Source organism: Corynebacterium ciconiae DSM 44920 (assembly GCF_030440575.1).
GTDB classification, from domain to species: domain Bacteria; phylum Actinomycetota; class Actinomycetes; order Mycobacteriales; family Mycobacteriaceae; genus Corynebacterium; species Corynebacterium ciconiae.
In genome coordinates, this window is record NZ_CP047189.1 from 1,381,161 (window position 1) to 1,395,419 (window position 14,259).

12 protein-coding genes are annotated in these 14,259 nt (G+C 63.5%); 3 read left to right on the top strand and 9 right to left on the bottom strand.

Translation table 11 applies throughout. From position 1 onward, the window contains the following. Positions 1-8: 8 nt before the first annotated feature. From rpe to CCICO_RS06125, 7 genes are all read right to left on the bottom strand, one after another. Positions 9-671 (bottom strand): ribulose-phosphate 3-epimerase, encoded by a 663-nt coding sequence (gene rpe / locus CCICO_RS06095; protein WP_026161459.1) that lies wholly within the window; start codon positions 669-671, stop codon positions 9-11. A 21-nt stretch (positions 672-692) separates the two neighbouring features. Then, on the bottom strand, positions 693-2,336 hold the full coding sequence (locus CCICO_RS06100; protein ID WP_083878298.1) for an RsmB/NOP family class I SAM-dependent RNA methyltransferase: 1,644 nt from the start codon (positions 2,334-2,336) through the stop codon (positions 693-695). Then, positions 2,333-3,289: a methionyl-tRNA formyltransferase gene (gene fmt / locus CCICO_RS06105; protein WP_018019780.1), complete on the bottom strand. Its 957-nt coding sequence runs from the start codon at positions 3,287-3,289 to the stop codon at positions 2,333-2,335. Before fmt ends, CCICO_RS06100 begins: the two co-directional genes overlap by 4 nt. An 88-nt stretch (positions 3,290-3,377) precedes the next feature. After that, positions 3,378-3,881: a peptide deformylase gene (gene def / locus CCICO_RS06110; protein WP_018019781.1), complete on the bottom strand. Its 504-nt coding sequence runs from the start codon at positions 3,879-3,881 to the stop codon at positions 3,378-3,380. Positions 3,882-4,114: 233 nt separating this feature from the next. Continuing rightward, a complete protein-coding gene (locus CCICO_RS06115; RefSeq protein WP_018019782.1) occupies positions 4,115-4,417 on the bottom strand; it encodes a hypothetical protein in 303 nt (100 codons plus the stop codon). 10 nt (positions 4,418-4,427) lie between these two features. Next, complete coding sequence (locus CCICO_RS06120; protein WP_018019783.1) at positions 4,428-5,984, bottom strand: glycerol-3-phosphate dehydrogenase/oxidase; 1,557 nt, start codon at positions 5,982-5,984, stop codon at positions 4,428-4,430. Next, positions 5,981-6,559: a TetR/AcrR family transcriptional regulator gene (locus tag CCICO_RS06125; protein ID WP_018019784.1), complete on the bottom strand. Its 579-nt coding sequence runs from the start codon at positions 6,557-6,559 to the stop codon at positions 5,981-5,983. The genes CCICO_RS06120 and CCICO_RS06125 overlap by 4 nt, the downstream gene beginning before the upstream one ends. 229 nt (positions 6,560-6,788) lie before the next feature. Between CCICO_RS06125 and CCICO_RS06130 the strand changes: the two genes are divergently transcribed. Further along, positions 6,789-8,375, top strand: coding sequence for an FAD-binding oxidoreductase (locus tag CCICO_RS06130; RefSeq protein ID WP_018019785.1), 1,587 nt, complete (start codon positions 6,789-6,791; stop codon positions 8,373-8,375). Continuing rightward, positions 8,372-9,295 (top strand): diacylglycerol kinase, encoded by a 924-nt coding sequence (locus CCICO_RS06135; protein WP_018019786.1) that lies wholly within the window; start codon positions 8,372-8,374, stop codon positions 9,293-9,295. Before CCICO_RS06130 ends, CCICO_RS06135 begins: the two co-directional genes overlap by 4 nt. Positions 9,296-9,620: 325 nt before the next feature. On the opposite strand, the gene CCICO_RS06140 is transcribed toward CCICO_RS06135, so the two are convergent. Continuing rightward, positions 9,621-11,543 (bottom strand): YhgE/Pip family protein, encoded by a 1,923-nt coding sequence (locus tag CCICO_RS06140; RefSeq protein WP_018019787.1) that lies wholly within the window; start codon positions 11,541-11,543, stop codon positions 9,621-9,623. A 581-nt stretch (positions 11,544-12,124) separates the two neighbouring features. Then, positions 12,125-12,529: an aspartate 1-decarboxylase gene (panD, locus tag CCICO_RS06145; protein ID WP_026161460.1), complete on the bottom strand. Its 405-nt coding sequence runs from the start codon at positions 12,527-12,529 to the stop codon at positions 12,125-12,127. A gap of 160 nt (positions 12,530-12,689) precedes the next feature. Here panD and CCICO_RS06150 point away from each other — a divergent pair, with 160 nt between their 5' ends. Next, positions 12,690-14,234 (top strand): glutamate-cysteine ligase family protein, encoded by a 1,545-nt coding sequence (locus CCICO_RS06150; RefSeq protein WP_018019789.1) that lies wholly within the window; start codon positions 12,690-12,692, stop codon positions 14,232-14,234. Positions 14,235-14,259: the final 25 nt, after the last annotated feature.

The window sequence follows — 14,259 nt, forward strand, 5'->3', positions numbered from 1 at the left end:
ACGCAGGCTTAGCGGGCCGCGGCGGCTAGGTCCCGGAGACGATCGACCTCGGCATCGGGATCCTCGGCACCGAATACCGCGGAGCCGGCCACAAACGCATCACAGCCCGCAGCGGCAGCCTGCTCGATGGTGTTGGCGCTGATGCCACCGTCGATCTCGATGAGCGTGGGCAGGCCACGCGAGTCGATCTCCGAGCGCAAGGCGCGGACTTTCTCCAGCTGCTCCGGCATGAAGGATTGGCCACCGAAGCCTGGCTCCACGCTCATCACCAGCACGAGGTCGAAGTGCTCGAGATCGCTGAGCAGCGGCTCGATCGGGGTGCCAGGGCGAAGGGAGAAACCGGCCTTGATGCCGTGGGCATGGATCTGCCGAGCCACGGCCACCGGATCGTCTACGGCCTCGACGTGGAAGATAATGCAATCCGCACCGGCCTTGACGTAGGTGTCGATCCACGTCTCGGGGCGCTCGATCATCAGGTGGACGTCTAGGTGGGCATCGGTGTGGTCATTGACATTGGCGGTAATGCCCGGGCCGAAGGAAAGATTGGGCACAAAGTGACCGTCCATGATGTCCACGTGCAGCCAATCGGCGTTGGCCACGCGATCGATCTCGGCACCAAGGGCGGTGAAATCTGCAGCAAGAATGGAAGGGGCGATGATCGGGGTGTTCATGCCCTCGATCATACGACACCCCTAGGACACACTCTTTTTGCGCACCACCGCGCAGAACATCGCATCGGTGCCGTGGCGGTGCGGCCACATCTGCACCGAGAGGTGCTCACCCACATCAGCCATGGGCGCAACGAGCTGGCGGGCATCAACCTCTTCCAACTCGGGATGGCGCTCGAGGGCCTGATCCACGATCTCTCGGGTCTCACGTACATCGGGTGAGCAGGTGGAATACACAATCACTCCCCCTTCGCGCACCAGCCCGATCGCGGACTCGAGCAATTCGGCCTGCAGCTGGGTGAGCTCAGCGATATCGGATTCGGTTTTGGTCCAGCGGGCTTCGGGGCGACGCCGTAGAGAGCCCAACCCAGAACAGGGGGCGTCGACGAGGATGCGATCATAGCCCGAACGCAGCCCCGGGCTGCGTCCATCAGCCTGGTGCACACGCACGGGCAGTCCCTCGGTGGCACCGCGCACGAGCTTGGCCCGGTGAGCGGCGGGCTCCACGGCGTCGACGGTAGCGCCGTCGATACCAGCAATTGCGGCAATCAGCGCGGCCTTGCCGCCAGGGCCGGCGCAGAGATCCAACCAGCGGCCAGTGTCTGTGCCTTCCAGCGGGGCTTCGGTCAAGGCCCGGGCGATCAGCTGGCTGCCTTCGTCTTGTACCGCGGCGAGCTTTTCCTTCACCGGCGGGCACTCGGCGGGATCCCCCTCGGGCAGATAGACCGCATAGGGACTATAAGCACCCTCCTCCCCGCCGCTGATGAGCGCTAGTTCCTCGGCGCTGATCTGTCCGGGCTTGGCCACAAGGTGCACGATGGGACGCTGGGAATCAGCCGCGAGGGCTTCCTCTAGCTCCGCGTTGTGCTCCTCGGAGTCGATGCCGAGGGCAGTGGCAAAGGAGCGGGCGATCCAGGTGGGGTGTTGGGCGCGAAAGGCGGTGCGGGCAATGCCCATGCTGGGGCCGGCCTCGTCTAGCCAGTGCTCCCGGTCGGAACGGCTGATGGTGCGCAAGGTGCCGTTGATGAATCCGGTGGCGCGCTCGTGGCCGAGGCCACGGGCCATGCGCACCGAGGTATCAAGGGCCGCGTGCGCCTCCACGCGGGTAAACAGCAGCTGGTAGGTACCCAACTCGAGCACGGCGAGCAGCTCAGGAGTGATGTCCTTAAGCGGCCGTGCGGCAGCGCGGGTGATGATGGCATCCAGCACGCCGCGGGCCCTCAAACTGCAATAGGCCAATTCGGTGGCGAAAGCGGCATCGCGGCCGGTGAGCGAGTGCTCTCGCAGCAGATTCGGCAGCACGAGATTGGCGAAGGCATCATCGCGGCGCACCGCCATAATGGTCTGTAGGGCCACAATGCGCGCCGCATCCACCTCGTGTTCACGCAACGCGGCCGCCTGCTGGCGCGAACTCAGCCCGCCACCGCTTTGCTTGGGCCCGCGCCGTTGCTCGCGGCCCCTACCTCGGCCCGCATCACGTGAGTGCGAGACCACAGGCCCGCGATCCTGACGCGCCGGACCACCAGCTCGCCCGCCACGAGCACGGCCTCCACGCTGCTCCTGCCGGGTGCCACGCGATGATTGTTCTCCGCGCTGCTGACGCTTGTCACGCCCAGTGCCCGTTGAGGTCTTCTTTGCCCGCGATCGGAAACCTCCGCCACTGCTCATCGCCACTGCATCCCTTCTGCATCTACTGCCTGCACGCCACGCGCCCACGCGGTGGCCTCCATCATCTTTTTGCCCGGCATTTGCACCTTCTCCACCACGAGTGGGGTTGTGCCTGTGCCGAGGAAGACGGCCTTCTTCGTGATTGCCACCGCCCCAGGCGCCAGGGTGGGTGCCGCGTCGGCATCCTCAGCGAGACGGGCCGCACCAATCTTGACTCGCTGTTCTGCCTCGTTAAGTACCCACGCACCGGGGGCGGGGGTGAAGGCGCGGATCGCGCGATCGATCGCCATCGCAGGCTGCTGGAGATCCAACTTCGCGTCGTGGGTAGTGATCTTGGGCGCATAGCTAGGCTCGCCCTGCTGCTCCCGCGCCTCCAGTGCTCCTGCCTCCAGCCCATCCATGGTGGCTACGAGCAGGTCAGAACCGGCGTAGGCAAGGGTGGTGAGAAGTTCATCGGCGTTGTCATGGGCGCCGATGCGCTGCGTGATCGTGCCCAACACCGGCCCGGTATCGAGCCCCTGAGTAATACGGAAGGTGCAGGCGCCGGTGATGTCATCTCCATGCAGGATCGCCGACTGCACCGGAGCGGCACCTCGCCAGGCCGGAAGAATGGAAAAGTGCAGATTCACCCAGCCATGCGGGGCCAGGTGGAGGAGATCCTCGGGGATGAGCTGCCCATAGGCCACCACCGGGATGCACTCTGGGGCCAGCTCTTCCAACCGTTGGCGTACCGCGCGGCCGTCCTCGCTATCGGCTTTCAAGGTGGCCGGAGTAAGAATCTCAATGCCACGTTCAGCGGCCAGAGCCGCCACCGGCGAGGGCTGCAGCTTCTTGCCGCGGCCGCGCCGCGCATCCGGCTGAGTGATCACGGCGAGCACCTCGTGCTCGGAATCGAGCAGCCTGGTCAAGGCCACAACGGCGGGTTCTGGGGTGCCGGCAAATACTAGGCGCATGGGCTGAGAGTATGTCCTTGGGGTCGTGGGGTTCGCGGGGATCAGTTATGCGTCGATAAGCATAGTGCAGTGCTGAGACACTGCGGGTTTAGAACCACTCGGAAGCGCGGATCTCCGCCATGGCTTCCTTGCGCAGCTGCGGGCTGAGGCGGGAGAGAAAAAGCACCCCGTCGAGGTGATCGGTTTCGTGCTGCACGCAGCGCGCAAGCAGCCCAGTGGCCTCGAAACTGATCTCCTCGCCGTTGAGGTCGAGGCCTGTACAACGGATGCGGGCGGAGCGCTCGACATCCTTGTGCACCCCGGGGATGGACAGGCAGCCCTCGTTTCCCAGCTCGGTGGCATCATCAAGCGCCTGCCATTCGGGATTGATCACCACCCCGCGGGCACCGGGGGTTTCGTGCGAGCAGTCGTAGACGAAAATTCGCTGCGTAATCCCCACCTGATTCGCTGCCAGCCCCACACCGTGGTGTTCTTCCATGGTCTCGAACATGTCCTCAGCGAGGGTACGCAATGACTCATCAAAGGTGGTGATCTCGTCGGCGCGGCTGCGCAGCACCGGATCGCCAAATAAACGAACCTCGCGAACGGTCATGATGCGGCGTGTCTCCTTAGGGTGTGAAGCAGGAACTAAAGGGTTGTGACTCCCCCACTATAGGCACGCGGTCGCAGCGCTGTGGTCGGCAGGCTATCGCTATGCCACAAGGTGCTGTGCGCTTATCGACGCCGTCGTCCAACGACACACACCCACCGCCTCTGGCTGCTGTGTGCACCAGCCACAACGCGATGGGTGAATGATTCCTTATATATAGGCCCTGTGGCGCTTTCCTAGCTGTGGGCCAACTGCTCGCTTTGGGCGGGGGTGATGGCCGCGATCGCGGAGGCCGCAACGATGCCGCTCGTGCGCTCGAAACGCAGCGGCTCGGGTACGCCCGCCGCCTGTGCTGCGGCCTGCAACCCAGCTGTACGCGGGGCGTGGCTATCTTCTGGGGCCTTCGCGGAGGAGTGGGAATGGGCGATCGCGAACTGGATGGCCTTGGCCACTAATCCGGGTTTGTTCACCTGCGCCCAAGAGAGCATGCGGGCAACACCATGGGTACTCATGCGCGCGGCGCGCTGTGACAGCTTCATTGTTAAGTCCTTACTCTGTGTGGGCACGCACTGCTTGAACAATGCTGTTGACTTCTTCATAGGCGGCCGTGCGGTCACGTTCCACAAGGCCGATGCGGGTGCGGCGGTCGAGCACATCATCGACTGTCAGCGCCCCCTCGTGGGTGACGGCGAAGGCGATTTCAGCGCGGGTGATATCCAGCCCGGCGACGCGATCCAGCGGGCGCTCGATCTCAGCCTCGGCCACCACCGCCGGGGCTTCATAGCCATAACGCTCCACCAGTGAGGCGGGCAGCTGGGCGAGATCGGCCTTGGCCACCCGCAACATCGCTGGGTGGTTGGGCGCACCCACATAGGGCAGGCTGCGGGTGCGGCAAGGCCCGGCCCGCAGGCCCTTGCGCTGCAGGATCTCATCGATGGCTTCTTCCGCCATGAGCCGGAACTCAGTGTATTTGCCACCGACGATGGAGATCAGCCCATTGGGTGCCTCGATGGTGCTGTGCCGGCGGGAAAGATCCGCGGTGCTGCCGTCTCCGCCGGTGTCGATCAGCGGCCGCAGGCCGGTGAAGGCGCCGATCACATCCTTGCGAGTGAGCTTGGTGCCCAAGCCTCGGTTGATGGCCTCGAGGATGAACTCGATGTCATCCTCTGGGGTGGGTGGTACATCCGGGATCGGACCCGGGGTGTCCTCGTCGGTCAAACCAATGTAGACGCGGTCGAATTGCTGCGGCAGCAAGAACACGTATCGGGAGATGGATCCGGGCAGCGGCACTGTGAGCGCGCCGGTGGGGTGCCCCACGGTGGCGGCATCCACCACAATGTGGGTGCCGCGGGAGGGGCGCACCTTGATCTCTGGGTCCACCACGCCCGCCCACACACCAGTGGCATTAACCACGGCTTGGGCAGAAATGCTGAATTCGGAGCCATCGAGGCCATCGCGAATGGTTACTCCCGTGCCGTGGGCCTCAATCACCTCGGCCTGGGTGATAATGCGCGCTCCCTCCCCGGCAGCAGTGCGGGCCACGGCTGTGACGATGCGGGCATCGTCGATCATCTGGCCGTCATAGTTCACCCACGAGCCGTGCAGCTTGTCGGTCGAGGCGGTCGGACACAGCGAGAGGGTCTCCTTCTTGCCTGCAAACCGAGAGCGCGGCAGCACCGAGGAGCTGGTGCCAGCGGCAATGCGCAGCATGTCACCCGCAATAAAGCCCATGCGCATGGCTGCTTTTTGCACCAGGTTGGTATCAGCTCCCAGCAGGGCCACCTGCGGAAGTGCGCGCACCAGGTGGGGCGCGTTATGCTCCATGAGCAGCCCGCGCTCCTTGGCGGAGTGCAAGGCGATACCTACCTCGAATTTGGCAAGGTAGCGCAACCCGCCGTGGGCCAGTTTGGAGGACCAGCGGGAGGTGCCGAAGCCGAGATCGCGCCGCTCGAGCAGCACAGTGTTCAGTCCGCGGGTGACAGCATCGAGTGCGATACCGACGCCGGTAATGCCACCGCCGATGACCACGAGGTCGATGTCTGTGGGGTTAGACGTGAGATAGGCGATGTCTTCCGCACGACGAGCTGCGTTTAAGGCAGTGTTCATGGCAGTAAGTACCCTTCTAGGATGAGTCGCAATTCTTGGTCCCAGGTGCCGCTGGGTTGATGGGCCCGAAGGATCGGGGCGAAGATTCGGGAGCTGAGGGCGGAGTGCTGCAGCATGGAGCAGCACATGGTGGCCAGAGCGTGCGCGCTGCGCGGGCAGATGGTTTCTGGGGCCTGCTGCTGCACCGTCTCGATCATGTGCTCAAGGGTGGCGATGATCCTGATCTGCGATTCGCCGAGCCGCCGGAAGAAGTAGGTGCCCAATAGCTCGGGTTGCTCCTCCACGATGGTGGTGATCACTGGGTGCACAGCCACCATGCGTGCTGCTTCGAGCAGGGCGTCTACCAGCTGCGGGCCGGTGGCGGGCTGGCGCTGCACCGACATTGTGACGTCGATGAGCTCGTGGGTGAGCAGCTTGCTGATCACGGCGTCTTTACCGGAGAAGCGCGCATAGAGCGTGGGGCGCGAAATCTTGGCCCCGCGGGCTACCGCGGACATGGTGGTTCCGCGAATGCCCGACTCGAGCACGAGCTCGCGGGCGGCCTGCATAATCGCCTGGTCAATATCGATCCCCATGGCCTCATTGTCCCCCGCCGCTCCACGGGGGTGTCAACAACACGCTCTTTACATGTTTTAGGTTGAGGGGAATTAATCGTCGATAAGCACCTGCTCACAGTACTTCTACACGAGTAGGCGTGATCTTTACACACCCCGCTCTGCGCGGCCTGTGGGCGGCTACACCCTCTTTCGGGGCCGTGGGAGCGCTTGTAGCGTGAGCGATATGAACACTCTGCCCACTCCCCCCATGTCCTTTTCCATCTGGGGTACTGAACAGGAAGCCAAGCCACTCAGCGCGAACCTGCAGTCGCTGGTGAGCAAGGTTGTCGGTTCCACCACCCCCCGACCCGCCCCGGCGCAGCCGGATGTGAAGATCACCGATTCAGCCCTCACCACCGCCCAGATCGAGCAGCTGGCAGAGATCGTGGGCTCCGGCTTCGTCACCCAAGTTCGTGAGCAGCGCATCCCCCGCGCCCGCGGCAAGTCCTACTTCGATCTGCTCGATTGGCGCGAGGATGCGGTGATCGATGTGCCGGACGCTGTAATCGCCCCAGCCACCAACGAGGAAGTCCTAGCCATTTTGCAGTGGTGCACCGAGCACCGAGTGGCCGTGGTTCCCTTCGGTGGCGGCACATCCGTGGTTGGCGGTGTCTCGCCCCTGCGCGGCGAGTTCGACGCGGTACTCAGCCTGGATCTGGCCCGCTTCGATGCCATCGAGAATGTGGACACCATCAGCGGCGAGGCCACCTTGGGCTCCGGTATGTCCGGCCCCCAGGCGGAGATCGCACTGGCCGAGCACGGCCTGCAGCTGGGCCACTTCCCGCAGTCCTTCCCCTACGCCACCATCGGCGGGTTCGCCGCCACCCGCTCCTCTGGCCAAAACTCGGCCGGCTATGGCCGCTTTGATGAGATGGTGGCCTCCATGGAAGTGGTGACCCCCACCGGCATCACCACCGTGGGCGATGCCGCACCAGCCTCCGCTGCCGGCCCAGACATCAAGGAGATCTTCCTCGGCTCCGAGGGGGCATTCGGCGTGATCACCAAGGTGCGCTTGAAGGTGCACCCCATCCCCGAGGCCAAGGAGTACGAGGCCTTCGTGTTCGATGACTTCGCCCATGGCGTCGCCGGGGTGCGCGCGGTGGAACAGCAGGGCACCGGCCCCACCGTGATTCGCCTCTCGGATGAGATCGAATCCGCCACCAACCTCACCTCCACCGACTCCATCGGCGAGTCCGACTCTGCCGCACCGCACGGCTGCCTCTGCCTGACCATGTACGAGGGCACCCGCGAGCATGTGGCCTCCCGTCACGAGGAAACCCGCAACCTGCTTCTGTCCATGGGCGCCACCTCGCTCGGCGAGGGCCCGGTACGCAAGTGGGAAAAGGGCCGCTTCGGCGCCCCGGTGCTGCGCGACGCCCTGCTGGATGCCGGTGTGCTGTGTGAGACCTTCGAAACCGCCACCACCTGGAGCAATGTATCGGTTCTGAAGAAGGCCATCACCGCCGCTGTTACCGCCTCCTTGGGTGATGGCGACTCTGTGGCTCTCGTGCTCTGCCACGTATCGCACGTCTACCACAATGGCTGCTCGCTGTACTTCACCATCCTCGGCGCTCAGAACGAGAAGCCACTGGAGCAGTGGGGCACGGCCAAGCGGGCGATTTTGCGGGCCATTACCGACAATGGCGGCACCATCACCCACCACCACGCGGTGGGTAAGGACCACGCCGGATTCATGGACAAAGAGGTTGGCGAGGTGGGCCTTGGGGTGCTGCGCGCCATCAAGAAGCACCTCGACCCGGCCGGCATTCTCAACCCTGGGAAGCTGCTGCCATGAACGAGATCGGCATCTATCAACGCGAGATCTCCCGGGTAGCGCTGCTCACCAACCCCGCCGCCGGCAAGGGCTTGGCGAAAGCGAAGGGCGCGATCGCCGAGCGCCGCTTTAATGAGCTCGGCATCGATGTGGTGAGTATCGCCGGCGCCACCCCAGCCGCCTCGGCAGAGCTGGCCCGCGAGGCCGTGGATTCCGGCGTGGATGCGCTGGTGGTGTGCGGCGGCGATGGCCTGATCAATCTAGCGCTGCAAGCCCAGGCCAACACGGATGTCCCGCTCGGGATTATCCCTGCGGGAACGGGCAATGATCACGCCCGTGAATACGGTCTGCCCCTCGATCCGGAGAAGGCGGCCGAGCTGATCGCCCGGGGTGTGTGCCTGCGCACCGATCTGGGCGTGATGCGCACCGATGAGGGCCGCGAGCGTTTCTTTGGCACCTGCGTGACCCAGGGCTTCGACTCTATTGTCACCGAGCGGGCGAACACCATTTCTTGGCCCAAGGGCTCTGCCCGCTATGTGGTGGCGATTCTGCTGGAGTTTCTCAAGTTCCACTCGATCCCTTGCACGATCTATCTTGACGGGGAGCTGGAAATCGATGAGCCCATCACGCTCGCCGCGGTCGGTAACACCCGCTCCTATGGCGGCGGCATGAAGATTTGCCCCGATGCCATCCACAGCGACGGCCTGTTGGATCTGACCGTGTTGGGGCGGATGAATCGCTATAACGTGTCCAAGAAGTTCCCGCGCATCTACACCGGCAATATTCGCGGCGTAGATGGGGTGCACCAGTATCGGGCGAAGACGATCCGCATCGAAATGCCAGAGATGCCCGTCTACGCCGATGGCGACCGCTTCGATCTGCTGCCGATCGACTACTCCGTGGCCCCCAACGCCGGCTTCTACCTCATCCCCACCCCCTAGCCGCCTCAACCCACTCCCCCTCCCGCGCAGCAGTCCGCTTCTGCAGGAGGGGGTGTGTGCTGCGCTTATCGACGCTCACCTCAGCCCACCCGTCGTCGTGCTCAGCTCCAGGACCTCGTCCCCCGCCGAGGCGTGTGCGGGCCCCTAGCTGCATGCTTTTCCCCACCCTCAGCTAGGCCCACCGTTAGGCCCACCGGCCACCGGTGCGGATGCGGAATAGCTGCTCTGGCAGGTGCTCCTGCTAGCTCACTCAGCACAAGACACCCCACCATCCCCGAGATTCATCGGGAAACAGTGGGGTGTTGCTTGAGGCTGGCCGCCGCAGTTAGCGGGCGGTGACGAGTTCGGCCTCCTCGTCCTCCGGAGTGGTGCCGTCCTCGGATTCCATCACCGCGGGGCGTTCGCGCCGCTTGACGATGAGTACCGAGATGATCAGGCACACGATGGTCATCACCAGCAGCAGGAAGGCGGAGCTGAGATAAAACGCCCCCGTGTCCCCTTCGACTGCACCGATGAAGAGGTTGCGCGCATAGGTCATGGGGTGAATATCGTGCAGCAGCCGCAGCGGCTTCGGGGTGAGCTGGATGGGCCAGACGCCACCGAAGCTGAACACACCATAGGCGAAGAACCCGAGGGCGAGGGTGCCACCGATGAGCCTGCCGAAGGCGATGCGCAGCAGCTGGAAGAAGGCGGTGCCGTTGGCGGCCAAGATCACCAGCCCGAGGGCAAAGGCGGTGCGGTTATCCACGCTAAAGCCCAACAGGGTGCCCAACCACGTGAGCAGGAAGAGCAGTGCGGTGTTCGCCGCGGCAACAATGGCGAATCCGCCGAGGACCTGCCAGAGTGGCCGGCGGTGAGAATAGCGGCCCAAGATGTGCGGGGCGAGCATACTCACCAGCACCATCATGAGGAAACCGAAGACCAGGATGAGGATGAAGGTCACACCACCGGAGAGCTGCTTGGAGGTGGGATCATTCAGATCCTTCAGCTCCTGGACGGGGTTCTGGTAGTCCTGCGAGTACACAACCGGCACGGCCATCTGATGCGAGGAGGCCTGGATATTGCTGATGGAGGGCGCTTGCTCGGAGCCTTCCACAAGCCCAGTGCGCAGCTGGGTGGTGCCGTCCTTGAGCTGGCGGACGCCGTCGTCAAGCTGATAGGTGCCATCGAGCATCTGGCCCATGCCCTCATCGAGCTCTACTGAGCCCTCACGCAATTGGGTGGTGCCGTCCTTGAGCTGCAGCACACCGGAAAGGTACGGGGCGTTGGGGTTATTCAGGTTGTAGCTCATTTCGGCGGTGCCGTCTTTGAGCATCTGCAGCTGGTTGGCGATGCCATCGGGGTTGTTATTGTCCAACCCCGCCACGATCTCTTGGAGCTTGTCGGCTTCCTTGTTCAGCTGGAAGGTCCGCAGCACACCAATCATGGGTTTGAGCTGCTCAGCGGCTGCACCGGCTTGGCGGGCGAGCGGGATGAGTTTATCGGTGAGTTGGCCCACGCCATCGTCGATTTGAGCGGCGCCGTCGCCGAGCTGGCCGGTGCCGTCGACAAGCTGGGACAGCCCATTATCCAGCTCTGCGGCGCCATCACGCAGCTGGCCGGTGCCATCTTTGAGTTGGTGGGCGCCATCGATGCCCTGCTCGGTGCCGTCTTTAAGCATGGTGGCGCCGTCGTCGAGCTGCACCGCACCATCGGCGGCCTCGTTGAGCCCGTCGCCGAGCTGGTTCATGCCGTCTAGGATCTCGCTGGAATAGCCCTCGGTGATGCCGGATTGGATTCCCGCTTGAATGCCTGGGATCAGACCGGAGGTGAGCAGCGGGGTGTTGGTGCCGTAGTGGTCGTTGTAGGAGATCACCACCTCGGCCTGACGGGGCTTATCGTCAATCACCGTGGCCACCCGGTCGGAGAAGTCGCGGGGAATGGAGATGGTGGCCATGTAGGTGCCTTCCTTCATTCCCTTATTGGCGGCGTCGGCGGAGACGGTATCCACGTTGAGGTAGCTGGTGTCCAGCAGACCCTTTTCGATATCGTCGCCGAAGCTGACCTTCTCGCCCTCCTGGGTGGTGCCCTCGTCTTCGTTGACCAGCGCGATTTTCACCTCGTCGAGGTAGTGGGAGGGGTCCCACATCGACCACATCCACGCCGCAGCTACCAGCAGTGGTGCAACAAGCACCACCACGATGGCAGAGCGGATAGCAATGCGGCGCTTCCGGCCGTACAGCGGGGGCTTGATTCGCCTTGTTTTCATTAGTGTTCTCGCCTCTACAACTCGCAGCGGACGGATGTCTCGGCGCGAACCCAGCAGCAGCCCGTGGGCGAGGAGCTGTAGTCGCACCGGGCTCTCACGGCGTTAAACCCACGTCGATGGCGGGTGCGTCGCTGTGTGACCCGGTACCACCACATCCCACACGATTCGGCTGGGGTGCGCACCGTTGTACTAGAAACACTCCCCTCCCAATGCGGGTAGCCCGTGCGGGTGCCGCATCCGGTGACGATTGCTCGCGGTGTCCACCACGCGCGGGCGCATCTGCGCACGTCAGATATGGGGGCGTTGTCTTAAATCCGAGGGTATAGAGCAGGGTAGGTGCTGGACAGGTGTTCTTTACACCTTTACCCAAATAGGTACGCACCGAGGGGTAGTGGAAGCGTCGGCGCAGGTCAGGTGCAAGTGTCTGGCACTGAATTGCCGGACAGTACTACCCCCGCACCCTTTACAGGTGGCGGGGGTAACCAAGACGATTCTCTTGGTGAAAGCGCCACACTTTCTGGCGCGGTGTGCTACGGATTACAGCCCGCTGCAATCAGGGCAGAAACGCGCAGGCCGATGGTTTAGCGGGGATCCTTCAGCCCTGAACCCTCGGGGGCATGAGCGGGATCCGCACCAAGGCTGATCTGGCGGTTTTCGGCATCGACAAACACCACGCGCGGGGCGTAGTCACTGAGTTCCTCCGCATTGAACTGGCCATAGCCGATGATGATCACGAGATCGCCAGGGCCGATGAGGCGCGCAGCGGCGCCATTGATGCCGATGATTCCGCTCCCCTCTTCGCCCGCGATGGCATAGGTGGTCAGCCGGGCGCCGGTGTCGATATCCACGATGTCGATCTGTTCGCCCTCATAGATATCCGCTGCGGCCATCAGGGCGCTGTCGATGGTGCAGGATCCGACATAATGCAGGTCAGCCTGGGTGACGGTGGCCCGGTGGATCTTTGATTTCAACATAGTGCGTAACACGAAGCGATAAGCCTACACCGCCATATTCGCCGCGCCTATGCGCTGCGCTTATCGACGCCACCCTCACACCCGCCACTACCCGCCCCCATAGGTGATCCGCGCTGCATTCACCCCGCGTGCAGTGTTTAGATTCGCCCCACTAGAACTATGATGAGTCAGCATGGGTGATGCAGTAAGTAGTGAGACCTATACGCCGCGACAGCGCACGCGCTATCGCCAACGCCTCATGGACGATTTGGAGGTGTTTGACCGTCACCTCCAAGACGCCGAGTTCATCAACGAAGGCACCATCGGCCTCGAGCTCGAGCTGAACCTCGTGGATGAGCAGATGCAGCCCTCGCTGTGCAACGATGCCGTGTTGGCTGAGTTGTCGGATGAGTACCAGTCGGAGATCGGCGCCTACAACGTGGAGCTGAACCATCTGCCGCTGTCCATCGCAGGTACCGGCTTGCAGCAGCTGGCCGATGGCCTCAACGAGCGGCTCGGTATCGTACGCGACGCCGCAGCTACCGCTGGGGCCGAGGTGGCCATGATCGGCACTCTGCCGAGCGTGACCACAGACTTTTTGCGCGGGCCGAAGTGGATGACCTCCGAAAACCGCTATAAGGCGCTGTCTCACGGCATTCTCGAATCCCGTGGCGAGCTGGTGCGCATCGAGCTTGAGCGCCAGGAGCGCTACAGCGAGGAATTCGAGGACATCGCACCGGAATCCACCTGCACCTCGATCCAGCTGCACCTCCAAGTGGCCCCGGACCGTTTTGCCGACGCGTGGAACGCCTCCCAAGCGATCGCCGGGGTACAGACCGCGCTGAGCGCGAACTCTCCCCTTTTCGCAGGCCACAAGCTCTGGCACGAATCCCGCATTCCGGTCTTCGAGCAGTCCATCGATACCCGCACTCCAGAGCTGATCCACCAGGGAGTGCGCCCGCGCGTGTGGTTCGGTGAGCGATGGATCACCAGCGCCTTCGATCTTTTCGAGGAAAACGTGCGCTACTTCTCCCCTCTTTTGCCCGAGGACCGCGTGGAGGCCGGCACCCCGGTAGTCACCGACGGCAAACCAGGCCTGCACTATCTGAGCATGCAGAATGGCACCATTTGGCGGTGGAATCGCCCGATCTATGATCCCAACACGGAACTGGCGCACATCCGCGTGGAAAACCGCCTGCTGCCGGCGGGGCCAACGGTGGCGGACATCGTGGCTGATGCTGCCTTCTACTACGGCATGGTGAAGTTCTTGGCCGATCAAACCCGTCCGGTGTGGTCGCGTTTGCCCTTTGCCGATGCGGAGCGCAACTTCTTTGCCGGTGCCCGCAATGGCCTCTACGCCAGCATGGCGTGGCCCACCTTCGGCACCATGTGCGTGGCGGATCTGGTGACCGAGCACCTGCTCCCCCAAGCCGAGCAGGGTTTGAGCCAACTGAAGGTGGATCAGAACCTGATCGATCACTATCTTGGCATCATCGACGGCCGCGCCCGCAGCCGCCAAAACGGAGCCACGTGGCAGCTGTCGGCGCTCGACAATGCCGTCTCGAGCATCATCGCTGAGACCGCCCGTTCGCGCCCAGCGGGTCAGCCGCACGGCGATTACCTCAACGCCCCCGATTCGCCGGTGCGCCGCGAGGCTATCGCGCAGATGCTCAAGGCATATATCCGCAATCAAAAGACCGGAAAGCCGGTGCACACCTGGTCCACCACCACCTCCTGATCGCCCCCCACCCAACGGGGGCGAG

Bases quoted from the DNA above. Each gene is read 5' to 3' on its own strand.
- rpe (WP_026161459.1), bottom strand. From the start codon at position 671: ATGAACACCCCGATCATCGCCCCTTCCATTCTTGCTGCAGATTTCACC.
- CCICO_RS06115 (WP_018019782.1), bottom strand. From the start codon at position 4,417: ATGAAGCTGTCACAGCGCGCCGCGCGCATGAGTACCCATGGTGTTGCC.
- def (WP_018019781.1), bottom strand. From the start codon at position 3,881: ATGACCGTTCGCGAGGTTCGTTTATTTGGCGATCCGGTGCTGCGCAGC.
- CCICO_RS06140 (WP_018019787.1), bottom strand. From the start codon at position 11,543: ATGAAAACAAGGCGAATCAAGCCCCCGCTGTACGGCCGGAAGCGCCGC.
- CCICO_RS06120 (WP_018019783.1), bottom strand. From the start codon at position 5,984: ATGAACACTGCCTTAAACGCAGCTCGTCGTGCGGAAGACATCGCCTAT.
- CCICO_RS06100 (WP_083878298.1), bottom strand. From the start codon at position 2,336: ATGAGCAGTGGCGGAGGTTTCCGATCGCGGGCAAAGAAGACCTCAACG.
- fmt (WP_018019780.1), bottom strand. From the start codon at position 3,289: ATGCGCCTAGTATTTGCCGGCACCCCAGAACCCGCCGTTGTGGCCTTG.
- CCICO_RS06150 (WP_018019789.1), top strand. From the start codon at position 12,690: ATGGGTGATGCAGTAAGTAGTGAGACCTATACGCCGCGACAGCGCACG.
- CCICO_RS06130 (WP_018019785.1), top strand. From the start codon at position 6,789: ATGTCCTTTTCCATCTGGGGTACTGAACAGGAAGCCAAGCCACTCAGC.
- CCICO_RS06125 (WP_018019784.1), bottom strand. From the start codon at position 6,559: ATGGGGATCGATATTGACCAGGCGATTATGCAGGCCGCCCGCGAGCTC.
- CCICO_RS06135 (WP_018019786.1), top strand. From the start codon at position 8,372: ATGAACGAGATCGGCATCTATCAACGCGAGATCTCCCGGGTAGCGCTG.